The following is a 21,991-nucleotide window of genomic DNA, read 5'->3' as shown; positions in this document are numbered from 1 at the left end:
AAGGTATCCGATCGGAACCCTTCCCTATGATTCATGTGCTGAGTCGGAGCAAGCAGCCTCCCCTGGTTCCTGAGGACATTCACCACTTGGGAATGCCCCGGGTTTCGTTGACTCTTTCATTCAAACCTTGGGCAGACCCAGCAGAACAACATGAGTCCAAGAAAGAGGCGCCAACAGCAAACCGGGCCGCAGGGCATTCGAACCGATACTACCGCATGGGATAGTCAGTCGAAATTGCCCGCTCCAATGCATCTGAAAAACTATCGCCGCAGGTCAGCGGCATTTTTGGCGCCTAACACCTCCTGACAGTTTTCAGCGTTTATACCCCCGCTGTAGACCCGAGGGTCGCTTTACACCTGCCATTCATGGCTTTTGACCTTTGTTCCTGGGGCACAGGCGCAACAACGAGAGCTACTATATTGCCGTTGTTTTTCCTTCAATCCGGTAGGTTTCAGGTGGATTAGTCGGAAAGGTTCCTTCCAGAGCGCAGCGTTCGTCAATCCAATTTCAAGCATTGCCAACGGGGTATAAGACGGAACTGCTGGGCGAGTCTAGCGCAGAATTACGGTTCGGTTGCCGTGGAGTATTATCCTGCCTTCGCAGTGCCAGCGGATGGCCTTTACTAGTGCAGCGCATTCCGCATCACGTCCTACAGCAATCAGATCGTTCGGCGTGAAAGTGTGGTCTACCTCAATGACCTCCTGGGCAATGATGGGTCCCTCATCTAGGGCTTCGTTGACGTAGTGTGCCGTGGCCCCGACGCTTTTCACACCACGGTCATAGGCCTGGTGGTAGGGCTTGGCGCCCTTGAAGCTTGGCAGAAAAGAATGATGGATGTTGATGATTCGTCCGGCCATCCGCGACGACAGATTGTCGCTGAGTATTTGCATATACCGGGCGAGAATCACGAGCTCAACCTCGAGTTCGTCAACGATGCGTAGGAGGGCGGCCTCGGCTTCGACTTTGGTGTCCGGCGATACTGGGACATGGAAAAAGGGAATTCCATGCCAACTAACCAAGGCTTCGTGGTCACGGTGGTTTGACACTACTCCAGCGATCTCGATGGGGAGGTCTCCAGTTCGCTCACGGTAGAGCAGCGCGTTGAGGCAATGGTCCAGTCCGGAGACCATGACGATCACCCGGCGCCGGCGCCCTTCTGGTTCAATCTGCCACGTCATGCCCCAGTCCTCGCCTAGCGAGGTAAAGTCACGGCGCAGATCCCTTACGTCAAGTGATTGCGCTGGTGAGCAGAAACGTATGCGCAGGAAGAAATGTGATTTGTTACTGTCGCCGTACTGCTTGACATCGAGAACATTGCAGCCGCGTTCGAGTAGGAATCCTGAGACCGCGTGAATGATTCCTGATGATTCGGCACAATCGAGGGTCAGCACATGCTCAGTGGTTGGCTGTGCGGCAGTGGTCCGTCGCGGACTGTGAGGTTTTGCCGGGTTCGTCATTTATTTGCCGTTCACTTTTGGTCAGGTGTCTGCGGAGTGATCCCTCCGGTCAGGCTGGGCAGGGATTGAGTAGAAGTCACGCATGTCGGGAATTCAATGTCGCAGCTCAAACCCAATAGTTCACCGTCCCTGAGCTACGCTTCAGCCTGCACCTGGCCCTATTTGATGGCTCCGCCGGTAAGGCCACTGACCAGGAATCGCTGGGCCAAAAATGCTAGGGCGATGATCGGCAGGGCCAACAGGATACTGGCTGCTGCGATGAGTTGGTATAGAGAAGTATCTTCGGCAATTCCGAAGGACGCGATGAAGACCGACAGAGTGGTTGCGTGCTGTTGCGTGAGCACAACCGGGATCAAGTATTCCTGGATGGCCAGCAAGAAAGTGAAGATTCCTGCCGTTACCAGACCCGGTCCTGCGATCGGCAGGATGACTCTGCGGAATGCACCAAACCTGGTACAGCCGTCAATCTGGGCTGCCTCCTCCAGCTCTCGAGGAAGCTCAACAAAGAAATTCCGCAGCAACCAAATGGTGAAGGGCTGGTTTACTGCAACCAAGGCGATGATCAGCATTATCCGAGTGTCGTAGAGGTTCAGCGCTTGCGCGATCGAATAGAACGGCAAGACAACTACAAAGCGCGGCAATGACCGGAACACCAGAGCCAACACCAGTAGCCACAGGGAAATCCGTGAATCGAACCGGGCCAGGGCATAAGCCGCAGGCGCTCCGACGATGAGTGAAATGATGACGGTTGCAACACCCACTACCACCGTGTTGATGCTAAAGGCCGCGAAATCTGTGGCATACCACAGCTGCTCATACGCTGTCGTTTGAGGGACGAACTGCCACACGGGCGGTGAGATGAAAGCATCTGTATAAGGCTTGATCGATGTTAGAAAGGCCCAGAAGAACGGAAAAACAGCCATGGTTGCAGCAACGCTGAGGCCAATGTAGGCCAAGGCTGTCCGCCACGGTGGGCGCCGGCCAATCGTTGTGTTGCTCATTGATCCACGGCGCCTTCGAGTTGCCCCGATTCTAGACTGCCTGCTCTGATGCGATATCGGCTGGTTCGCAGCCACGGTGGCGCTGGCTTTATGGGTCATGGTCACTTTGTTTTCATCTCCCGCCATGTTTGGCGAATGAACGGAACGAGGAAGATCAGAATAATAATGATCGTGATGACGTTGATGGCGCTTGCGAGGCCTAGTTGTTGAGTTTCTCCCAACGCGACGTTGTACACGTACGTCATGAGCGATTCGGTGCCGACCGTTGAGGCTGCCGGGGTGATCATGCGAACACTGTCGAAGACCCTAAAGCCGTCCATGATCGAGATGAGGGCTATGAAGCCAATGAATCCCCGAATGGATGGCATGACGATTAGCCATTGAGTCTGCCACCAGGAAGCGCCGTCCAAGGCTGCTGCTTCGATCCGCTCTCGTGGAACAGACTGCAGGGCCGCCACAAGGACGAGTATACCGAAGGCTGCTTCATGCCAGATGCTGTGGAAAATCAACAAAACTTTTGCAGCTGTCGGGTCCGTGAACCAGTCCGGCGCAATACCAAAGGGCTCTAGGAGAACATTGACGAGTCCACCAAAGGTAGTGTTGAACAGCCAGGAAAACACCAGTGCGCCGATCACTGTCGGCACCACATAGGGGACCAGCAAAAGGCCCAGGAAGATCGCACGTGCCCTTGCCCGGACGGCGTTAAGCATGAGTCCAACGACGTAACCACCCACGATCTTGCCAATGGTCATGGCAACGGTGTATAAAGTGGTGAATCCGGCGGCCGCCCAGAATCGTGGGTCGCTAAGCGTTCCTGCGTAGTTGGCCAACCCCACAAAAAAACCTTCTTGGCCATAGGTGACGGTTCTGAAACTGTCAAAAATTGTGATGACCAAGGGGCCGATCATGAGCATTGTCATGACCAAAATACTGGGGCCGACGAAGATGAAGAATTCGCGTTGTCTCATGGGCCCACCTCCTCAAACTATTGTGGCGGTCACGCCGCGGATAAGACTACTTTTGGAAGCCGGCCGTTTTAAGCGCTGCAGTGGCGGCGGCATCGGCCTTGCGCAGAGCTTCTAGCGGGTCACCGCTGCCATTGACGGCTTCGACAACGAAGGGCCTAGTGCTTTGCTGGATGGTGGGCATGAACGGTTTCAGCGGCAGGGTTTCAGCCCCTGCCTTCAACGTGTCCAGGGCCGCCTGCCAATAGGGAGACTTGGCCTGGAGCGCGGGATCGTTGATCTTGCTGGTCCTTGAAACAACAGCAAATGGGGCCCCGTTGGTCATGGCAGCGTCCCCGATGGAGGTGGCCATGACACCGGCAAGAGTTTCGAAGTCCACCTTTGAGTTCTTCGCGACGGCGAATCCGTCTTGAGTCCATTGGGCTGCCGGTTTTCCGCCAGCTTTTGCTGCCGGTGCGGGGGCGAAGGCGAAATCCTTCGAGAACTTCGACAAGGATGGGTCAATCAATGTGGCACCGCGTCCGGCATAGATGATGCCCATGGCAGCCTGGCCGTTTTGGAGTGCAGCAACGGCCTTCGCGTTGTTCAGGGTCAAGGCGTCGTTGGACATGTACGTCTTGAGCTTGCGCAGGTCAGTGATCGCAGCAGCGCCCTCCGGAGTCGCCAGAGTCGGCAATCCCGCACCGTCGATCCAGGATCCGCCGTGACTGGTTAGCGCGTTGTTGAACGCTGTGGAGATGTCGCTGTCCGCGTTGAATGATGCAACAAAGGGGGTTGCTGACTTGCCTGCGGACTTGATCTTGTCGGCAGCGTCAAACAGTTCCAGGTAGGTTGTCGGCGCCGCGATCCCCAGACCGTCAAGAATGTCCTTACGGTACATCAGGATGTGGACGTTCTGCTGATTGGGCAGGGCATATAGGTGCCCGTCATATTTCATCTTTTCCAGCAGAGCAGGATCAATGTCGTTGGCGCCGGAGGCCTCCCCATTCTTGGCCACCCAGTCGTCCAACGGGGCAAGCCATCCCTTGGAGGCATATTCCACCAAAGTCGTATTGTAAACCTGGACGATGTCGTAAGAAGCCCGGTCCTGCGGCTGAGATAATGAAAGGGCCGCCTTTTCCAGCTGGGCGGAAAAGTCAACGGGAGAATGGTTGACCGTGAGATTTGCGACGCCACTGCAAGCACTCGTCATGGCCTTCGAGAAAGGATCCATGCCGGGGGCACCATAGGCCAACACGTTGACTGTGGTTGGACTTCCCGGGGCCGGCGCCAAACACGTGCCCACAGCACCTGTTGTCCCCGGAATCTTACTGCCTGCCCCGCAGCCAGTCAGCGCTGCCGCCGCGACGGCGGCAACGGCGAGTAGTACAGGACGTCGCCCTACAAAATTGGAAGAGTTCAAGTCATCACCTCATGGCTAGTGCCCGAACGGGCATGAATACGTATGTAATACAATGTGCTATGGCTCACTGTTTGTCAACAGTCTGCCAATCAGCAATCTTCACTCCGAACTAGCCGCAGCAAATGCAATGATGTGTCAATATCAAGGAAAGTGAGCAATCCAATGGTCTCCACCAGTCGCGATGTTGCCCGGCTCGCCGGAGTTTCCCAACCCACCGTCTCCAGGGCACTCCGCGGAGACCCCAAGGTCACCGCGGAGACACGAGAACGCGTAGCAGCGGCGGCGCTAGCACTCAGCTATGTCCCCAGCCAGCTGGGCCGCTCCTTATCCACCCAGGCCACCAAGCGCGTAGGCATCGTTGCCGACCTAGGCAACCCCCTTTATCCTCTCATCGTGCCGCCGATCCACGACGCCCTGGCCGCCCGGGGCTACCGGATGGTGCTTCTCGCTGAACGCGACGACGATAGCAGCGGCTATTCCCCGCTATTGGACCGCTCGGTCGACGGCGTCCTGCTGACGACGACAAGGCAGAAGTCCACACTTCCCTTTGAACTTCATCAGCGAGGGATTCCCATGGTCATGCTGAACCGGATAGGCGGAATTATCGATACAGACAGTGTTGTGGCGGACAATTTCGACGCCGGACGGGTAGCCGTCACAATACTGACGGCAGTAGGTCACCGTGATATCGGAATGCTCGCTGGGCCGGTCGAAACATCGACAAGCTCCGACCGTGAAGCCGGAGTTCGAGAAGCATTGGCCGATGCTGGCATCCCCCTGCGCCAAAACAATGTAGTTCGAGGCTGGTTTGGCCACGATTCCGGCGATGCCGGCATGCGCAAACTTATGTCCCAGGAACACCCTCCGCGCGCCGTCATCTGCGTCAGCGATTCGGTGGCCATCGGGGCACTGAATGCTGCCCATGACCTCGGCCTGCGGGTCCCAGAGGACGTTGCCCTTGTTGGCGTCGACAACGTTCCCACCGCCAGCTGGTCCATTTGCAACCTCAGCACAGTCTCCATTCCGCTGCCCGAAATGGCCAAAGATGCAGCGAATCTGCTGGTCGATCGGATGACAGGAAAATTGCCTGACACCCCCGTCCATCATGTCCACCCCGTCCACCCCGTCCTCCGTGGCACACACGCGCTCAGCAACGACTCTTAGAGTTTTCGTTTTCAGAAAGACCCTTGACATGCATGCGATACATACGTATACATGACTTATGAGCATAAATATTAACCAAGAAACAGCTTCCCCATTTGTTGATGACAACGAGCTCCAGCGACGCACCATCCGCCGCAGTGACTACGTCAGCTGCAATCAGGCCTTCATTGACTGCAGGACCCCCGGCAGCGACACCAAGGAAAACTACTCGATCATTGGCCCCGGGGTGACTCAAAGCGCACAGCAGGTGGTCAATCTCCGTGAGCCCCACGGGTTCAACATCGGTGCGGCCGCGATGCCTGACGGCGTCGTCAACAACCTCCACTTGCATTTCACCGCCGAGGTCTTCCTGAATTGGAGCGGCACGTGGAAGATGCGCTGGGGTGCAGATGGCAGCGATGGCGACTTCATTTGTGAAGAGGGCGACATCGTCAGCGTTCCAACTTGGATCTTCCGCGGATTCACCAACATCGGCGGATCACATGGGTGGCTGTTCACCGCCCTCGGCTTCGATAACACCGGGGGTATTATTTGGGGTCCGTCCGTGCTCAAGGAGGCTGAAAAACACGGCTTGTTCCTCACTCTTGACAACGAACTAATTGATACCGTTGCCGGCGACGTTGTCCCCAAGAACGCCGAAGTCGTCCCGCCACTGCCACAGGCAGAGATCGACAAGCTGCGAACCTGGTCCGCCGAGCAGATGCAGCAGCGTGTGGTTCGCCAACGTGATCTGAATTGGAGCCATCAGCCGTTCCTGTGTAACGAACTCCCCGGTGGCGGTGCCGAACTGGCCACGGTCATCGGCTACGGAATGACCGAAGACCGGGACCAAGTCCCGCCCATTCACTACCCGCACAACTTCAACCTCGCCTGGTTGCGGGCAGCCAAGGACGAAGGCATGCTCCAGCATCGCCACGATCACAGTCAAGTCCTCATGGGATACAAAGGCACGTGGCTGGTTACCCTCAACGAAGGCGATGAGCGAGTGGTAACTACACTCCATCCCTACGACACAATTTCCGTCCCGGTCGGGGCGTGGCGGACGTTCACGGCCCTGGACGATGACGCCCAGATGTTGGTTGTCAATAGTGGCGACGGGCGTGTCCGACTCGAATGGCCTGCTGAAACTCTTCGGCATGCAGAAGACAAGGGCTATGCCTCCGATGCTGCAGGATACGTTGCCGCGTGGAACGTGGTCCGTTACTCCACCATCGACGACTAGCAGGAAACACGAACATGGCACTAGAGTCCGGGAAACAACAGGTTCGCACGTGGATCCGGCTACCCGGGATGCTGTGCACCGCAGAGATCTTTACCGTCCTGGATCCCTATTTGGACCTCGGAGGAACCAACCTGGACACCCACATCCACGGCGGGACCCTGGAGGATGCTGCAGAAAATCTGTTGGCTCTGGTCCGGAGTCAAGAGGGACCTGTAGGGATCATCGGGCTATCGCTGGGCGCAATCGTGGCGATGGCCGCAATGATAAAAAGCCCTAAGGCGTTTCACGCTGCAGTCTTGATATCCACGACACCGAGGGGCCCTCGCCCCGAACAAATCACGGCGTGGGATGCCATGGCTAAGCAAACACAAAATGGTGCTTTCCTGACAGTCCTGAACGTATTGGAACCTGCGCTTTTTGCTCCATCCCAAGCAACAACTGCACGTCTCAACTCGGCACGGGCCATGGCCGAGAATATTGGCCAAGCCCCATTTGTCGAACAGCTCGGAATCCAATCCAGCCGACGAGATCTGCGCCCAGAGCTCCCCCAGATCCGCGCAAGCACCCTGGTGCTAGCGGGGTCCATGGACCAGCTATGCAACCGTGAAGTTCATCAAGACATTGCCGCTGGCATTCCAAACTCCGAACTCCATGTCCTTTCTGGTCAGGGCCACCTCTTGACGCTGGAGAGCCCGGCACCGGCAGCAAACATCATCAACCTCTGGAATCTAAGGAGAACCACTTGACCCCCGCCACGCATCCAGGCCTGAAACCCTACGGCTTCGACGGTCCCGTTGACTACATCGAGCGCATCACGTACGACATTTGGAACCTGCCGCACAGAGATCCGGAGTTGATCCGCAAGTACTACGCCCAACACACGATCATCCACTTGGACTCCGGGGACTTGATTGGTGACGAAATTGTCATCGCCAACACCAATGCCCGGCTGCGCAGCTACCCAGACTTCCATGGCATCATCGATGACACCATCTGGACCGGGTCCGAGGAAGAAGGCTACCGCACCTCTATGCGGTGGACCTGGACCGGGACAGATGTCGGGGGCACCATTTATGGCCCCGCGACCGGCAAGAAGGTGACCTTTACGGCTATCGCCAACTGCGTGGTCCGCGGTGAGGTCATCATTGAGGAATGGCTGGGGGCAAACCCCTTCGCCCAGGCGCGGCAGCTGGGCTATTCCCTTCAGGATGCTGTTCAGGCCACCCCAACACCTACTGTTTCCCAGGTGGTGCGCCCATCTTTCGGTTTCACCAGCAGCCTCGAGGGCGACATTGTTCAAAGGGCCTTCACCAGCGCCTTGGACGGACGTATCGAGGCAGAACTGTATGCAGCTGAGTGCCGCAGTAGTTTTGCCCCGGACATCCAACTCGACGGAGCCACCGCCGTGGCCAACTGGGCAAACGTGCTCAGTGCTCGTCTCGGACCGCTCACTGCCCACATCGATGACCAGTACTCCCAGCCCGCCTCGGACACGCTGCCTTTGCGCGTAGCCACCCAATGGCGGATGGAAGGAAATGGTCCCGACGGTCCCGTGGAGTTCAGCCTCATCAGCCACCACCACCTCGACAACGGCCAGATCACCGCGCAATGGCTGACCTACGACGAACTCAGCCTGGCCCACCGAGGCATAATCCTTTCCCCAACAGCGACCACCGTCTAACCCTTCAATCCCTTGGAGCACCCCATGTCACACGTACTGAAATCCGCCATTCCGACTGGTCACACCGGCAGCAGCCAGCCTTCCGTTCGCGCCACCGTGGAGACCGTCATCGATGACATCCGCACGCGCGGAGATGCCGCCGTTCGAGAATACTCCGAGAAATTCGACGGTTGGAGCCCGGAAGACTTTCGCCTCAGCCTGACGCAAATCGAGGAGATCATTGCCTCATTGCCCCAGCAAGTCATCGAGGACATCACCTTTGTCCAAGACCAGGTGCGCCGCTTCGCCCAGGCCCAACGCGACTCCATGCAAGACATCGAGATCGAGACCCTGCCCGGCGTCTGGCTCGGACATCGTCATCTCCCCGTAGCCTCGGCAGGGGCCTACATCCCCGGCGGGCGGTACCCTCTAACCGCCTCGGCCCACATGACCATCATCACCGCCAAAGTTGCCGGAGTCCCCCGAGTCGCCGCCTGCACCCCGCCGATTCGAGGAAAGATCCCTGCCGCCACGATCGCCGCAGCGCACATGGCAGGGGCGGATGAGATCTACTTGCTCGGTGGCGTACAGGCCGTCGCCGCACTGGCCATCGGTACCGAGAACATTCCCCGGGTCAATCTCCTTGCCGGACCAGGGAACGCCTTCGTTGCCGAGGCCAAGCGCCAGCTATTCGGTGAGGTCGGCATCGACCTCTTCGCCGGCCCCACCGAAATCCTGGTCATCGCCGACGAACACGCTGACTCCTTCATCGTCGCCGTGGACCTGCTGAGCCAGGCTGAGCATGGGCCAGACTCCCCCGCCGTACTCATCACGACCAGCACAGAACTTGGCGCCAAAGTTCTGGAGCACATTGAGCTGATCCTGCCTGATATGCCCACCAAGGACTTTGCCGAACCTGCTTGGCGGGACCACGGGCAAATTCATGTTGTTGACACACTGGATCAGGCCTATGCCTTGGCGGACACCTTCGCCTCCGAACATGTTGAAGTCCTGACGCAGAATCCGCGCGAAGCGTTGGAAAAGATGCACGAATATGGTGCGCTCTTCCTCGGCGAAGGCACATGCGTTTCTTACGGAGACAAGGTCATCGGCACCAACCATGTCCTGCCCACCAAGGGTGCTGCCCGCTACACCGGGGGCCTGTGGGTCGGTAAATATCTCAAAACCGTCACCCATCAGGAAGTCACCAACACCGAGACTTCTGCCTTGCTTGGCGAGATCTGCGGCCGTGCCAGTCGTGTTGAGTCCTTTGAAGGCCACGCCCGTTCCGGGGATGTAAGGGCTAGCAAATATAGCGGTTCCGAGCTGGCCTGGGCCCCGTCGTCGTTGGCCGTGCAGTAGCGATGGCAGTTTCGCTGACGGGACGCACTGCGCTAGTCACCGGCGCTGGCAACGGACTGGGCCAGGCCATGACCGAGCAGCTAGCATTAGCTGGAGTTCGGGTCATTATGGTTGGCCGAAACCGGGACAAACTAATCCAGGCTTGCAACGAGCTCGGACTGGATGACACCCAATGCCGGGTGGAAACCTGTGACGTCACCGACCCCGCCTCGGTCGCGGAACTGGCACGAATCCTGGCTAATGAGGATATTTCTATCCTGGTCAACAACGCTGGCGTGCCAGGGCCTGTCTCAGACCTTGTCGATGTTGACCCTTTGGAGTGGGACCGGGTTTTCGCCACCAACGTGCGCGGCGTCTTCCTCGTCTGCCAGGCATTTTTGCCCGGCATGAAGCGAGCCGGCTTCGGCGACATCGTGAACATCGCATCGGTCAGCGGCAAACGGCCGTTGGCGGGCAGGACACCATACTGTGCCTCGAAAATGGCTGTCATCGGGCTCACCATCACCCTCGCCGCCGAAGTCGGGAGCGACGATATCCGGGTCAACACTCTCTCCCCCGGCCCCGTTCGAGGACCCCGCATGGAACGAAACCTCCTGCTGGAAGCCGAACGGACCGGAGCGTCCTATGACGACGCCGAAGCAGTCTTCGTTTCCCGGTCAGCTCTGGGCCGGATGGTCGAAGAGAAAGAGGTAGGTCAGGCTCTGGTCGCCATGCTCCACATGCCTGGGCTGACCGCAGCAGACATTGATCTCTCGGCGGGCATGGTGGCCCGATGAGCGCACACCAAATGTCAGCAACGTTGAAGTCACGTTTGGCTGCCGGGAATAAGCTGCGCGGATTGTTAGTCCGAGTTCCCGCACCAATGCTGATCGACATGGCCGGGACCAATGGCTACGACTTCATCTTTCTGGACACCGAACACGGGATAGCAGATCAGAAAGACATCGCAGATCACATCATTGCGGCCCGTGCCGCAGGGCTACCCACCCTGGTGCGTATCGGGGAAGGGGAAGCCGCACTGGCCCTGAGAGTGCTCGACGCCGGAGCCGAAGGCGTCATTGTGCCGCATGTCCGGACAACTCCAGAAGCGGATGCTGCTGTACGCCTTGCCCACTACCCGCCACGGGGGAACCGGGGCTTCGCCACCTACACCCCGGCCGGCAGGTGGGGCAAGAACACGCCAGCTGGGCACGCCGCCGACGCCGCGGACCGGACCATGGTCGTGGCGATGATCGAGGACGCCGAAGGAGTAGCTAACGCTGCCGGAATCGCCACAACTCCCGATGTTGACGTGATCTTCGTTGGCCCCTCTGACCTGGCCGCAGCCTTGGGTTATGACACAGACAGGGCAGAAACTGCCAGACTCCAAGTCTGGGCAGCAGCGGCCGCAGCCGGCACCCCGGTGATGGCCATCGTCTCCACCGCAACCCAAGCAAATCAGGCCTGGGCCCAGGGGGCATCGATGGTCGTGCTCAACGCACAGTCTGCGATTGATAACTGCCTCGCTGATTGGGCGGACCAATCCTGAGTAGTGCAACACAAGAAAAGGGGTAGCCGCGAGGCTACCCCTTTTCTTGTCCTGCAGAACGTGCCCTACTTCGCCGCGGGTTCGCTCGCCATCGCCTCGGCAAAGTCGCCAAGATAGTCGACGGTAAAGTGCATCAGCTTCTCCACCGAACCAACTGTGAAGTACTCATCCGCGGCATGGGCCCGGTCTCCGTGACCTAGTCCGGCCACCGAGAAGGGGATTTGCTTGCCCAACGCAGTAAACAGCGACGCCGGACAGCAATTGTTCGCGATGGGCCAGATCGCCGTCTCCACCCCATACCGGGCCGCCGTGACAATCCCCGCGTTGAGCAAAACGTCATGATTGTTGGGCATCGCCGGCGCACCTTCATAGCCGCGTGGAAGATCAATCGCAACATTGTTGAACCCCCGCCTGTCCAGATGTCCACGAAGGGCAAGGACAAATTCATCCGGCGTCAGCCCCGGGGGGAAACGGAAATCGACCCGAGCACTGGCGGACCCTGGCAGCGAAGAGTAATACGTGGGGCCCTGATAGCCGCCAACGATTCCTTGGATGTTCATATTCACACCGGTCATGTAATTCTTCACATGGTCCGCGATTTCCTTTCCTCCCAGGGCCCGCTCAACATGCAAATTTCCAAGCATGTTCGCAGCCCACACCGGGTTCTCCCGGAACCCAGACTCCACAATGGCAATATCATCGGCGAACTGAAGCGAGGACGCCTCCGCTACTGCCCCAACCCCATCGATAGTGACACGCTGCCCGTCGTCGTACATCGTCGCAAGAGCGCGCACAAGCTGCATCATCGGCGCATCGATCCACGCAGAATTCCCCGCCCAGATATGCCGCCCGTCAGCAGGCCCGCCCCATTCCCCGCCGGTACAGGAAATCTGTGCAAAAACACAGCCCTTAAAGCCGCGGCGAATTGTCATGACGCCGGCAGAATTCTGCTGCATGCACGGCAGCCAGATTCCATCGGCCGTCATCAGCAAATCCCGGTGTTTCTCAACAAAACCGGGCAGGCTGGGACTACCAATCTCCTCCTCCCCCTCGATGACGAAAATCAAGTTGACCGGTAGATCCACCCCAGCCCGCTGCATAGCCTCAATGGCAAGAATGGCCGCGATAACTGGCCCTTTATGGTTATTTGCACCCCGGCCGGCCACAACCGAACCCAGATGGGCCAACAGCCCCATCTCACTGGCGTCCAGGATCTCGGCGGCAAGCGGATCCACCGTCCACTCCTCCGCCATCGTTGGCGTCACGTCGTAGAGCCCATACACAATCAAGGTGGCAGCATCTGGCTTTGCCGAACGAGCAGTCCCCAAAACCACGGGGTACCCTTCCGTCTGAACAATGCTCGCATCGGGACAAACCCGAGCCAACAAGGCAGCAAAGTGCTCAGCTGTGGCTTCGATGCCCTCGCCTGTGTCACTGAACGAGGGCAGCCGCAGAGCCCGGCGCACCTCTTCCATCGCCGATATGCCATCATCATCGATGAGCTGGTGGGCATTCGCGAACTCTGCTCGGGGACCTGAGTTAGTTTGATTCATGTCACCATTATCCGTGATGCATACGTATACATCAAGCGGCTACAGCATTGTTAGGTTCTCGCCACGGAGCGGCCACATCATAGGAGCCCGCCTCGGGTTTCGTTGACTTTCGGACCCAAGGTGTTTCCATCGGCTTGCGACGCGTATCCTTGATCAAAATTATTAGCTCTAGCAGTAGTGCCGCTATATTGGAGCAAGAACTACAATTCATCAACGACCGAAAAGGAAAAGTGCCATCATAGCTGAAGAATCCAGCAACTTCCGCAAGTACCAGCACATCATCAGACTGCACGACGATCTGCTCCGTACGATGCTTGAAGATGGCCGTACGCTTCAAGTCCAGTACAAGGAAATAGCCATCAACGAAGGCGTCTCACTCAAGGACGTCACCAGAGTCTTGAACTTCCCGCGGGTTGCAGAGCTCGTCAAAACCATCCTGGCACACTTCCCCAAAAGCGCCGTGACAACCTACGGTGACTTGGCCACGGCGGTCGGATCCGTGCCTTCCGCCGTTACCAAGGTAGTTCTTGCGACTGACGTTTCTGCCGATCACGCAGCGGTCGTCATTCATGCCAAGGGCCGCGGCGTCTTTATCGAGGACGATACTGAGTTCACCCCTAATGACCCCGACACTCTGCGCTCAAATGTCCTCGGCCAGCGCGAAGTAAAATTCAGACTCTCTGGGGGATACCTCTACATCGACCCCAACGACATAATGGTACTGACAAGCGATGATCTTCGCGAAATACTCTTCGCGAACTGGCAAATGCCACACTCGTTCTCAAAGGCCCCATCCACGGATCAGACCGCCCTAGCTCTTTGAATAATAGGAAACATTCCAAGTTTGATACGCACTGGCCCCCGAACTGGCGAACAGCCTGATACGGCGCCGAGCCCCTACTTCGAAACATCCATGCGGATGCATCGAAGGACAAAACAGCGGCATCCTCATGGAGCCGAGCCCCTGAGATTCGAACCGCTATTGCCACATGGGATAGTCGGGTGGAATTCTGCGGTTCGATTCACTCGGAAAACTATCACTGCAGGTCAGAGGCATATTCTGCGCCTGGCCCTTATGACCGGATATCAACGTTATGAACCCCGCTCTCAAGCCAGTTCTCGGTTTCTGACTGCCAATAGGCCGTTTTGTCCTTTTCCTGCATGGCGCGATTGCAACAATGCAAGATACTAAATAGCCGCCGTTGTGTCTTCAAAAGTATGAGTTTTGTATGACTTGGCGGGAACTACCCCCGACGGCTGCGCCGCCTCGAGTGCCGCCAATCAGCGCCCCATGCCGTGCCTGTCATTTTACTCCTGGTTCATCCCAAAAAGCCCGTAAGATGATGACGCTGACGTACTTGTCCCCGTGGGCGGGTGTGCCGCCAGACTTGCTCGTCGATACTAATGACTTTCACCCCGTTGAAGAGGTGCGTGTCATCCTTCAGCACCCATTTACCCTCGGCCAGAACAGCGTTGTTCGCTGTATTCCAGCTCACGCCCAGCCCTTCGGCTACGCGTGCGACGGTGAGGTGTTGGCACACGATGCCTTCCATCGCCCTGCGCAGTCCTTGGCGTGAGAGTTTCGCCCGCGGTTCGGCTGCTTTCGTGATGTCTTGGCGCCACACATGACCGCATTCGGGGCAGCTTTAGCGGCGGAGCCTGATCAGCAGAATGGTGGGCCGCCAGCCGAAGGGTTCATGGCCCAGCCAGCGAGTCACGGTATCCCGGGGAACGCCCTGGGAGCCTCACTTCTTGCACCACTCATCCGGATCAACCACCCGTCACGCAAGAACCGCACGGTCTGGGACAAACACTGCCAAGTGATTTCTAGGCCGAGGCCGTCAAGGCGCGAAGTCGCGGGTGCTCAGCTAGGAGCTTCGTTACCTCAGCAATAGGCGAGTCACTCAACATCGGCACCGAGCGGGCGCTCCCTGCGGACTTCCGCTTGGTGATAACCCGGCCGCACTTACCCACGTTGTCGTCCGCTCCACGCGGCGAACCACAGAAGAGGCAATGGAGTAGCCAGCTTCTAAGCTTTGTGATGGCGATGGAGAGCCTTGGATTTTGCCTCTTTACAAATTTTCATCCATATCAGTGATGGGCAACAATGCGGTGCCAGAAGGCAAAACCCCCGCCGCGATTGTGCCGATGTAGCATCAAATGAGCCCACCACAGTCGGCAGATTCGTCGTGGTGGGCTTATCAAGTATGAGTTGGGAGTGAGCACACGGGAGATCGCAGACGGTATTACCGAGCTCTCGCGCCTGCCCGGGGCGCCGTCGAACCCGCCGACCCGCTGGCCACGATTACCAGGACAGTCCTGATTGGCGACCAGTTTTACGAGCTGGCCGACGAAAACGAGATGGCCTCGTAGGCCGCATCAGGCGGGGTCGCCCAAACGGCCGATCGGCGGCAGCACCGGCATATTGTCGGCGGTTGCCAGGATTCGAAGCACGTCTTGTGCCGCTTGGCGGTTCGATTCTTCGAGTTGCATCCATCCGTGGTGCGTCGGAGACTCGAGCGCACCAAACAGGGCGTTGAACCTCTTCCTGTCCATGCCGCGACGCGCCTCGACGATGGCGTAGGGGTCTTTGATGCATGCGCACAGCATGGCAGCGTCGTCCAGGTGCCGACCGCGGTCCCGGGAATCCGTCATGAAGGCGGCACCTTTAAGAACAAGTGCGCCGTGTAGGTTGGGGATGCTCAGCTGGGTCTGGGCACCATCGTTGCCGGTGACCACCACGTTTACCGTGCGCCGGAGTGCCTGGGTGCCGCCCTCGATCTGGAACGGCTCCCTGCCAGCCATCTTGGTGATGTTCCGTGGTGCTGTGTGGTCGGCAATCATGACATCCACTTGTTGCTTGCCGCGAAGGAAGCGGTGTGCGGGTGCGTCTTTGTCGAGGGACTGCTCGATCGCGTAGCCCAGTGCCCCGAGGGCATGCTGCATCTTGGGAGCAGTAGTGGCCTCTGTCTCGATGTGCAGCACCATGTCTACGTCCGTGGTGGCCCTGCTAACCGGAAGACCAGCCGCCGTTGCGTGCAGCTGAACCATGAGTCCTCCGACAAGAGTCCACTGTTCGGAAGGGATCGCGGCGGCCAACTCCATGCACTGCGGCCAAGGCGTCGTCCAGCCTCCGGCCGGTGCCTCAATAGTCCAAGTTTCGCGTTCAACCGCCATGGGCTTCTTTCCACTGGGTGAGGATGTTCTTGAGCATGTTTTCGCCGGAGGCCCGCTCCCGGGAGTTGAGTGATTCCATGAGGTCGACGGCAATGGCAGCATCTGGCGTGCAGGGACCCTCGAAGGCGTATCCGTCATCGACGATGTGCATGATGATATTCCCGGCAGGGTCCTCCACCAAGGACAGCCCGTTGACAATCATCGATGCTCTGACTGTGTCGAGATAGCCTTCCAGAACATCGGTCCGTCCGGCGGCCAGCCCGAAGCGATCCGCAACTTCTGAATCGTTCAGTGCCGTTGTTCCGGTAGGCAGGAAGTAGTCTGCGGCACGGGGGATGCCGGAGGGTGCAATGCGGTAGCGCTTCACCTGGTCTTTGGTGCCCACGGCGGCCGCCAGCTCAGCTGTGTCCATGATTTTGAGGCGCTGCTTGAGTCGGTAGCGGGCCGTCGCGTCAATCCAGCGCGGGGTTCCGCCTTCGATAATCTTGAGAGCAGCCCAGGCCGTCGTGGCATTCCAGCTTCGCCCCATCAGGGTGCGCCGGTTCTTATACCGCTGGATTGACGCACTGTCGATAAGGATCGAGCGTCCAGCACGGCCGGCGACAAGCAGGCTTCCATTGTTCAGGAGTTTGTGGACCATAGCCAGGGTGGCATCTAGCTCTTCGGCAGCTTCCACGGTGGTCATCCAAGTTTGAAACATAGACACAACAGTACTCCATAGTCAACCATTCTACATATGCCTATTGGTGCATTGTAATCAACCGATATGCCTATATTTGCCGAGCGAGGCAGCCGCCCAGTTACAGGCGACACCGCTGAAAGCCGAATGACTACATGCCGCTCACATAGCCCCCATGAGTAAATAGAGTGCGTTTAGAGCAGTCACAGCTGATCAGGGTGCGATTCTGAGCCGCCAATAATAGCTTTTGACCCGATCCTGCATAGCGCTGTTGCAACAATGGCAGATACTAAATAGCTGCTGTTGTGTCTTCAAAAGTATGAGCTTTGTATGACGTGGTGGGAACTCCGTCCGACAGCTGCACGACCCTAAGCCAAACCAGTCAGACACCAATGCTGTGCCTCGAATTTTACTCTTGATTCATCCCGATCAGCATGTAAGCAGAGACATCCACACATCCGACATTCAAGGCCAAATGCCGGGGCTTGTGAACTACATCTGGTTTTCAAATATCTCAAACATGGGTCCTGAACCACCCACGCTGAAGACTTGGTGGATCAACGCGCTGGCCAAAATCTCCCGGATTGCGAGCGGAGGAAACATCGGATCATCTTGGCTAATGGCCGCGGTAGTCGTTTCTGTACTGGCGGTTGTGGGCCATTCAAGCTAAGTGCCTTCGTGCGGCTGGGCCCGTTCTGGCATTGTGTACAGGGCGACGGTTTCCTTCGACGGGGAGTTACTCTCGGGTTGTGTCCATGGCTGCTGCGCGTGTCGAACCGGCAAGGGAATTGAGCGTTTTCATGAGTTAGTGGCTCCAGATTGTTTGAAGGATTCCCAGTACGACGCCGGAAAACGCACAGATCAGTCCGCCGATGAACATCTTGAGGGTGCGGCGGTAGTACAGGTCAACGGTGTCTTGGTCATGCTTGTTGTTCAATACCCTGTAGAGGGCAATGATGAGCAGAACTATGCCGGCGAGCATGCCAAGCCCGACAAAGTAGTCGGAGGTGTCCGTTGCCGTCGCCGGGTCGGTAGCCCATTTGCCAGCGAATGCTAGGACGAAACCGAGGACGATGCCGATCGCGGTAACCATCGGTTGTCGGTAGTAGTGGATGTTATTGTCCATGGGCGGTGTGCTCCTTGGTGTTCTCGGTGGTTCTGCTGCGCCGACTCGGTGTCCATCCGGGTCTAGGGACGCTTTCGAGAAGTGTACGCGTATAGGGGTGTTGGGGGTTGCGGAGCAGATCGTCGGTTGGTCCGCGTTCGACAACGCGGCCGTTCTGCATGACGATGCTGTGTTCGGTAATCTGGCGGACAACGGCGAGATCATGTGAAATGAACACGTAGGAGATCCCCGTGGTGTCGCGGATGTCCGCCAGGAGATTCAGAATTTGAGCCTGGATGGAGACATCGAGGGCCGCGACGGCTTCGTCGAGGACAAGGACGCGCGGGTTGGCCGCGAGGGCACGTGCAATGGATACCCGCTGTCGTTGGCCGCCGGAGAGATGTTGCGGGACGGAGGCGAGCAACCGTGCATCGAGTGAGACCATGTCGGCGAGTTCCTGCACCCGGTGAGTGTGGGTTAACTCCTGCCGGGAAACGTGAAGACGAACGGCCTCCGTGAGGGTCTGTTGGACCGTCTGTCGCGGATCGAGGCTCGTGTAGGGGTCTTGGAAGACGATCTGCGCTTCGCGTGCGCGTGCGCGCCGGGCACGGGTAGAGGCCGATGGGTGCGAGCGGTCGTTGCCGCAGCAGGTGATCGTCCCGGCGCTGGGCTGTTCCAGGCCGAGGATCATGCGGGCGACGGTGGATTTTCCGGAGCCTGATTCGCCGACGATGCCCAGTGAGGATCCGGGTTCGAGGTCGAAGGAGACGTCGTCGACGGCGGTAAAGGTGCCGAAGGTTTTGCTCAGGCTCTCCACGGTCAGCACTGGGCCCGTCATTTTGATACCTCCTGCAGTGTGTGTGCGAGTTCCGTGGCGCGCAGGCAGCGCACGGCGTGGTCGTCTCCGCCATCGAGGGGAACCGGCCCCGACGCCGTGCAGCCGGCTTGGACGTAGGGGCACCGTTGGGCAAACGCGCACGTTTCCGCGGCTTCCCATGCCCCCACGGGGCGGCCCGGAATCGCAGCCAGGCGAAGCCGCGGCCTTTCCAGATCGGGGCGTGCGGCGGCCAAAGCTGCGGTGTACGGATGCAACGGGTGGTGGTGCAGCCGTGGAGACGGCTGGGTCTCCACGATTTGGCCGGCATACATGACGGCGGTGCGATCACATACGGCGGCGGCAAGATCCAGATCGTGCGTGATGAACAGCAGGGCAACACCGGTGTCGTGGCGTAGCTCGTTGAGGATGGCCATCACCTCCGACTGCGTGGTGACGTCCAGGGCGGTGGTCGGTTCGTCCGCCAGGATCAGTTTTGGTTCTCCCAGCAGCGCCGCGGCGATCATGACGCGCTGGAGCATTCCGCCGGAAAGGTCCGAAGGGTATTGGCGCATTCGGCGTGCGGTGTCAGTGATGCCCACCTCGGTCAGCATCGTCTGGGCCCGGTGGGTCGCGTCGTGATGATTGAGGCGGTTGACTGTTCGAAGTTGTTCGGTGAGGAAGTCCCCGATGCGGCGGACGGGATTGATGTAGGCCCGGGGGTCTTGGAAGATGACAGCCATGTCGGTGCGGGCACGCCGTAGTGCCTCTCCCCGCAAACCCAGCAACTCCTGTCCGCCAAACCTGATGGCACCGGTTGCCTCCGCCGTCTCCGGCAGCAGGCGGGCGATGGCCTTGGCCGTCATGGATTTCCCTGCACCGGATTCCCCCACGAGTCCCAGCGCTTCTCCAGGCTGGATTGTTAGGGACACGTCGCGGAGCACCAGCCGTTTTTGACCTGCCACATCCAGCGTCAGATTCAACCCCTCGACGGCGATTAGCGGCTGCTTGGACATCGCAGCGGCCCGAGTGTTTGGACCCGGTGTCGTGCGTGCTATTGGCCCGTTCATGAAAGTTCCCTTGCCTGTTTGTCGTTGAGTCGTTCGCCGAGGATGTTGAAGGCGACGATGACGAGTACCAGTGCCGTGCCGGCAGCCATCGATTCTGAGGGGAATCCTTGCAGCACCCCGGTTTGGCCCTCGGAGACCATGACACCCCAATCCGCTTGTGGCGGCTGGACACCGAGCCCTAGAAAGGAAACCGCAGCCAGGTCCAGTGCCGCCCAGCCGAAGAGAATGGTGCCCTGGGCGATGAGCATGGGTGCAATATTGGGGATGATGTGTCGCAGGCAGATGAACCAGGCGGCGCTGCCCTGGACCTCGAGGGCTTCAATGTAGGGCAGGGAGCGTTCGCGCAGGGCCGCCCCGCGGATGATACGGGCAATGTACGGGGTGTAGGCAACAGCCAGCGCGAGTGCCGCCGACCACTGACTCGGTCCCACCACGGCCGCAGCCAGCACGGCCAGCAGCAGTCCGGGAAAGGCAAAGACCAGGTCGGTGCCAGAGGAGATGATGCTGTCGACCCAGCCACGCCGCCAGGCGGCGACAACAGCCAGGACCGTTCCTGCCGTGATGGAGAGGGCTATGACGACGAAGGCACCCATCATCGATGAGCCCGCCCCGACCAACAGCCGGGAGAGCAGATCACGGCCTTGGGAATCGAACCCCAACGGGTGGGCGGCACTGCTGCCGACAAACGCGCGACCAAGATCGCTTTGGTTCGGCGGAAACGGCGCAAGCAGCGGCCCAAAAATGGCAATGACCGCAGCGAGAGCGATGATGGCGGCACTGGCGTACCCGAGCCAACCAACCCCGTGCAGGCCCGGCATCCGCCATCCACCCGCCGGTGCGGCCACTGTTCTTGGGGAGGGGACGCGCCCCGTAGCGAGGGCCATCAGGTGGCCGCCGTTCCAAGGCTGACCCTCGGGTCAAGCAGGGCGTAGAGGAAATCGACGATGCTGTTGATGAGGACAAACGCCACGACCATGATCAAAGCGATTGCTTGCACCACGGCGAAGTCCTTGTTCTGTGCGGCGGAGACCAATGTAGATCCCAGTCCTTTCAAATTGAACGCCTGTTCCACGATCGATGCCAGCACGATGAGTGAGGCGATACTCAGCCCGGTCACGGTCGTGATAGGAATGGCCGCGTTGCGCAGAATGTGCCGGCTCAACACCGCGGACTTGGGCAGGCCGCGGCTAATGGCTGTTTGGACGTGTTCGCGCTTTGACTCCGCCCGCACCGCCGCACGGGTAATGCGGGCGACCAAGGCAAGGGCTGAACTGGCCAGGGCGATAGCCGGGAGGGTGAGATGTACGATCCGATCGGCAAATCCCTCGCCCTCTCCCAGCGCAGGGAACCAACCCAGGGTCACCGCGAAGACGCTCATCAGGATCAGCGCGGCAACGAACGACGGGAGGGCGGCCAGCACCGTGGTCACCAGCAACACTGAGGTGTCCACGAAACCCGGCCTTAGGGCGCTGAGGATCCCCAGACTGATGCCAACCACGACAATGATCAGCGCCGTGTACGCCACCAGCCCGATCGTGGTCGGTGCCCGCTGGGCAATCAGCGTCGACACGTCTTCCCTGCTGGCGATGGAGTAGCCGAAGTCACCATGCAGGGCGGAGGTCACCCAGTTCCAATAGCGCAAGGGGAACGGCTCGTCCAGGTGGTAACGGGCGCTGAGCAGAGCCCGCGCCTCCGGGGTGATCTGCCGCCCGCCGGTCAATACAGCGATCGGGTCCCCGGGGGCCAGATAGAGGGCCCCAAAGATGACGATGCTGGCGATGAGCAGCGTTGCCAACAACAGGGCCCCGCGTCGGATGATGAAACGGCGCATG

20 protein-coding genes and 1 pseudogene are annotated in these 21,991 nt (G+C 58.9%); 8 read left to right on the top strand and 13 right to left on the bottom strand.

Going from position 1 to position 21,991, the window contains the following annotated elements:
- Positions 1-551: 551 nt before the first annotated feature.
- From purU to ACX80Q_RS07040, 4 genes are all read right to left on the bottom strand, one after another.
- On the bottom strand, positions 552-1,457 hold the full coding sequence (purU, locus tag ACX80Q_RS07055) for a formyltetrahydrofolate deformylase (protein WP_459329819.1): 906 nt from the start codon (positions 1,455-1,457) through the stop codon (positions 552-554).
- A 158-nt stretch (positions 1,458-1,615) separates the two neighbouring features.
- Positions 1,616-2,413: a carbohydrate ABC transporter permease gene (locus ACX80Q_RS07050; protein WP_459329818.1), complete on the bottom strand. Its 798-nt coding sequence runs from the start codon at positions 2,411-2,413 to the stop codon at positions 1,616-1,618.
- A gap of 146 nt (positions 2,414-2,559) precedes the next feature.
- Positions 2,560-3,378 carry a carbohydrate ABC transporter permease gene (locus tag ACX80Q_RS07045; protein WP_459329817.1) on the bottom strand — a complete coding sequence of 273 codons (819 nt, stop codon included), beginning with the start codon at positions 3,376-3,378 and terminating at the stop codon, positions 2,560-2,562.
- 94 nt (positions 3,379-3,472) lie between these two features.
- On the bottom strand, positions 3,473-4,636 hold the full coding sequence (locus ACX80Q_RS07040) for an ABC transporter substrate-binding protein (RefSeq protein WP_459329816.1): 1,164 nt from the start codon (positions 4,634-4,636) through the stop codon (positions 3,473-3,475).
- Between the two features lie 339 nt (positions 4,637-4,975).
- Between ACX80Q_RS07040 and ACX80Q_RS07035 the strand changes: the two genes are divergently transcribed.
- Genes ACX80Q_RS07035 through ACX80Q_RS07005 form a run of 7 tightly spaced genes read left to right on the top strand, consistent with a single transcriptional unit; the run spans position 4,976 to position 11,761 of the window.
- On the top strand, positions 4,976-5,989 hold the full coding sequence (locus ACX80Q_RS07035) for a LacI family DNA-binding transcriptional regulator (protein WP_459329815.1): 1,014 nt from the start codon (positions 4,976-4,978) through the stop codon (positions 5,987-5,989).
- 58 nt (positions 5,990-6,047) lie between these two features.
- Positions 6,048-7,211, top strand: coding sequence for a cupin domain-containing protein (locus tag ACX80Q_RS07030; RefSeq protein WP_459329814.1), 1,164 nt, complete (start codon positions 6,048-6,050; stop codon positions 7,209-7,211).
- Between the two features lie 14 nt (positions 7,212-7,225).
- The gene (locus ACX80Q_RS07025; RefSeq protein WP_459329813.1) at positions 7,226-7,957 is read left to right on the top strand and encodes an alpha/beta fold hydrolase; all 732 of its coding nucleotides are present in this window, start codon (positions 7,226-7,228) and stop codon (positions 7,955-7,957) included.
- On the top strand, positions 7,954-8,892 hold the full coding sequence (locus ACX80Q_RS07020; RefSeq protein WP_459329812.1) for a nuclear transport factor 2 family protein: 939 nt from the start codon (positions 7,954-7,956) through the stop codon (positions 8,890-8,892). Before ACX80Q_RS07025 ends, ACX80Q_RS07020 begins: the two co-directional genes overlap by 4 nt.
- Positions 8,893-8,916: 24 nt before the next feature.
- Positions 8,917-10,233, top strand: coding sequence for a histidinol dehydrogenase (hisD, locus tag ACX80Q_RS07015; RefSeq protein ID WP_459329811.1), 1,317 nt, complete (start codon positions 8,917-8,919; stop codon positions 10,231-10,233).
- A gap of 2 nt (positions 10,234-10,235) precedes the next feature.
- Complete coding sequence (locus ACX80Q_RS07010; protein WP_459329810.1) at positions 10,236-11,009, top strand: SDR family NAD(P)-dependent oxidoreductase; 774 nt, start codon at positions 10,236-10,238, stop codon at positions 11,007-11,009.
- Positions 11,006-11,761: an HpcH/HpaI aldolase family protein gene (locus ACX80Q_RS07005; RefSeq protein ID WP_459329809.1), complete on the top strand. Its 756-nt coding sequence runs from the start codon at positions 11,006-11,008 to the stop codon at positions 11,759-11,761. Before ACX80Q_RS07010 ends, ACX80Q_RS07005 begins: the two co-directional genes overlap by 4 nt.
- A gap of 65 nt (positions 11,762-11,826) precedes the next feature.
- On the opposite strand, the gene ACX80Q_RS07000 is transcribed toward ACX80Q_RS07005, so the two are convergent.
- Complete coding sequence (locus tag ACX80Q_RS07000) at positions 11,827-13,314, bottom strand: M20/M25/M40 family metallo-hydrolase (RefSeq protein ID WP_459329808.1); 1,488 nt, start codon at positions 13,312-13,314, stop codon at positions 11,827-11,829.
- Between the two features lie 310 nt (positions 13,315-13,624).
- Here ACX80Q_RS07000 and ACX80Q_RS06995 point away from each other — a divergent pair, with 310 nt between their 5' ends.
- Entirely contained in the window at positions 13,625-14,137 is a 513-nt protein-coding gene (locus ACX80Q_RS06995) for a hypothetical protein (RefSeq protein ID WP_459329807.1), read from the top strand.
- A gap of 516 nt (positions 14,138-14,653) precedes the next feature.
- Here ACX80Q_RS06995 and ACX80Q_RS06990 read toward each other — a convergent pair.
- The 8 genes and pseudogenes from ACX80Q_RS06990 to ACX80Q_RS06955 all read right to left on the bottom strand — a co-directional run.
- Positions 14,654-15,163: pseudogene (locus tag ACX80Q_RS06990) on the bottom strand (transposase); the annotation flags it as partial.
- 530 nt (positions 15,164-15,693) lie between these two features.
- Entirely contained in the window at positions 15,694-16,491 is a 798-nt protein-coding gene (locus tag ACX80Q_RS06985) for a hypothetical protein (protein ID WP_459329806.1), read from the bottom strand.
- Positions 16,481-17,191 carry a helix-turn-helix domain-containing protein gene (locus tag ACX80Q_RS06980; RefSeq protein ID WP_459329805.1) on the bottom strand — a complete coding sequence of 237 codons (711 nt, stop codon included), beginning with the start codon at positions 17,189-17,191 and terminating at the stop codon, positions 16,481-16,483. The genes ACX80Q_RS06985 and ACX80Q_RS06980 overlap by 11 nt, the downstream gene beginning before the upstream one ends.
- 784 nt (positions 17,192-17,975) lie before the next feature.
- A complete protein-coding gene (locus ACX80Q_RS06975; protein WP_459329804.1) occupies positions 17,976-18,296 on the bottom strand; it encodes a hypothetical protein in 321 nt (106 codons plus the stop codon).
- Positions 18,286-19,113 carry an ABC transporter ATP-binding protein gene (locus ACX80Q_RS06970; protein WP_459329803.1) on the bottom strand — a complete coding sequence of 276 codons (828 nt, stop codon included), beginning with the start codon at positions 19,111-19,113 and terminating at the stop codon, positions 18,286-18,288. The genes ACX80Q_RS06975 and ACX80Q_RS06970 overlap by 11 nt, the downstream gene beginning before the upstream one ends.
- A complete protein-coding gene (locus ACX80Q_RS06965; protein WP_459329802.1) occupies positions 19,110-20,105 on the bottom strand; it encodes an ABC transporter ATP-binding protein in 996 nt (331 codons plus the stop codon). Before ACX80Q_RS06965 ends, ACX80Q_RS06970 begins: the two co-directional genes overlap by 4 nt.
- 50 nt (positions 20,106-20,155) lie before the next feature.
- The gene (locus ACX80Q_RS06960) at positions 20,156-20,977 is read right to left on the bottom strand and encodes an ABC transporter permease (RefSeq protein WP_459329801.1); all 822 of its coding nucleotides are present in this window, start codon (positions 20,975-20,977) and stop codon (positions 20,156-20,158) included.
- A gap of 65 nt (positions 20,978-21,042) precedes the next feature.
- Positions 21,043-21,990, bottom strand: a complete 948-nt coding sequence (locus ACX80Q_RS06955; protein WP_459329800.1) for an ABC transporter permease — start codon at positions 21,988-21,990, stop codon at positions 21,043-21,045.
- Position 21,991 lies beyond the last annotated feature (1 nt).

Source organism: Arthrobacter sp. HLT1-20 (assembly GCF_054510895.1).
Note: the sequence above shows the minus strand (reverse complement) of the source record. Positions and strands in the feature narration are given on the sequence as shown.

What these genes read in the sequence shown, in the direction of transcription:
- ACX80Q_RS06975 (WP_459329804.1), bottom strand. Translation starts at nt 18,296, where the DNA reads ATGGACAATAACATCCACTACTACCGACAACCGATGGTTACCGCGATC.
- ACX80Q_RS07000 (WP_459329808.1), bottom strand. Translation starts at nt 13,314, where the DNA reads ATGAATCAAACTAACTCAGGTCCCCGAGCAGAGTTCGCGAATGCCCAC.
- purU (WP_459329819.1), bottom strand. Translation starts at nt 1,457, where the DNA reads ATGACGAACCCGGCAAAACCTCACAGTCCGCGACGGACCACTGCCGCA.
- ACX80Q_RS06970 (WP_459329803.1), bottom strand. Translation starts at nt 19,113, where the DNA reads ATGACGGGCCCAGTGCTGACCGTGGAGAGCCTGAGCAAAACCTTCGGC.
- ACX80Q_RS06955 (WP_459329800.1), bottom strand. Translation starts at nt 21,990, where the DNA reads ATGCGCCGTTTCATCATCCGACGCGGGGCCCTGTTGTTGGCAACGCTG.
- ACX80Q_RS07040 (WP_459329816.1), bottom strand. Translation starts at nt 4,636, where the DNA reads ATGGATCCTTTCTCGAAGGCCATGACGAGTGCTTGCAGTGGCGTCGCA.
- ACX80Q_RS06980 (WP_459329805.1), bottom strand. Translation starts at nt 17,191, where the DNA reads ATGTTTCAAACTTGGATGACCACCGTGGAAGCTGCCGAAGAGCTAGAT.
- ACX80Q_RS07030 (WP_459329814.1), top strand. Translation starts at nt 6,048, where the DNA reads ATGAGCATAAATATTAACCAAGAAACAGCTTCCCCATTTGTTGATGAC.
- ACX80Q_RS07045 (WP_459329817.1), bottom strand. Translation starts at nt 3,378, where the DNA reads ATGACAATGCTCATGATCGGCCCCTTGGTCATCACAATTTTTGACAGT.
- ACX80Q_RS06995 (WP_459329807.1), top strand. Translation starts at nt 13,625, where the DNA reads ATGCTTGAAGATGGCCGTACGCTTCAAGTCCAGTACAAGGAAATAGCC.
- ACX80Q_RS07005 (WP_459329809.1), top strand. Translation starts at nt 11,006, where the DNA reads ATGAGCGCACACCAAATGTCAGCAACGTTGAAGTCACGTTTGGCTGCC.
- ACX80Q_RS06960 (WP_459329801.1), bottom strand. Translation starts at nt 20,977, where the DNA reads ATGCCGGGCCTGCACGGGGTTGGTTGGCTCGGGTACGCCAGTGCCGCC.
- ACX80Q_RS07010 (WP_459329810.1), top strand. Translation starts at nt 10,236, where the DNA reads ATGGCAGTTTCGCTGACGGGACGCACTGCGCTAGTCACCGGCGCTGGC.
- hisD (WP_459329811.1), top strand. Translation starts at nt 8,917, where the DNA reads ATGTCACACGTACTGAAATCCGCCATTCCGACTGGTCACACCGGCAGC.
- ACX80Q_RS06985 (WP_459329806.1), bottom strand. Translation starts at nt 16,491, where the DNA reads ATGGCGGTTGAACGCGAAACTTGGACTATTGAGGCACCGGCCGGAGGC.
- ACX80Q_RS06965 (WP_459329802.1), bottom strand. Translation starts at nt 20,105, where the DNA reads ATGTCCAAGCAGCCGCTAATCGCCGTCGAGGGGTTGAATCTGACGCTG.
- ACX80Q_RS07025 (WP_459329813.1), top strand. Translation starts at nt 7,226, where the DNA reads ATGGCACTAGAGTCCGGGAAACAACAGGTTCGCACGTGGATCCGGCTA.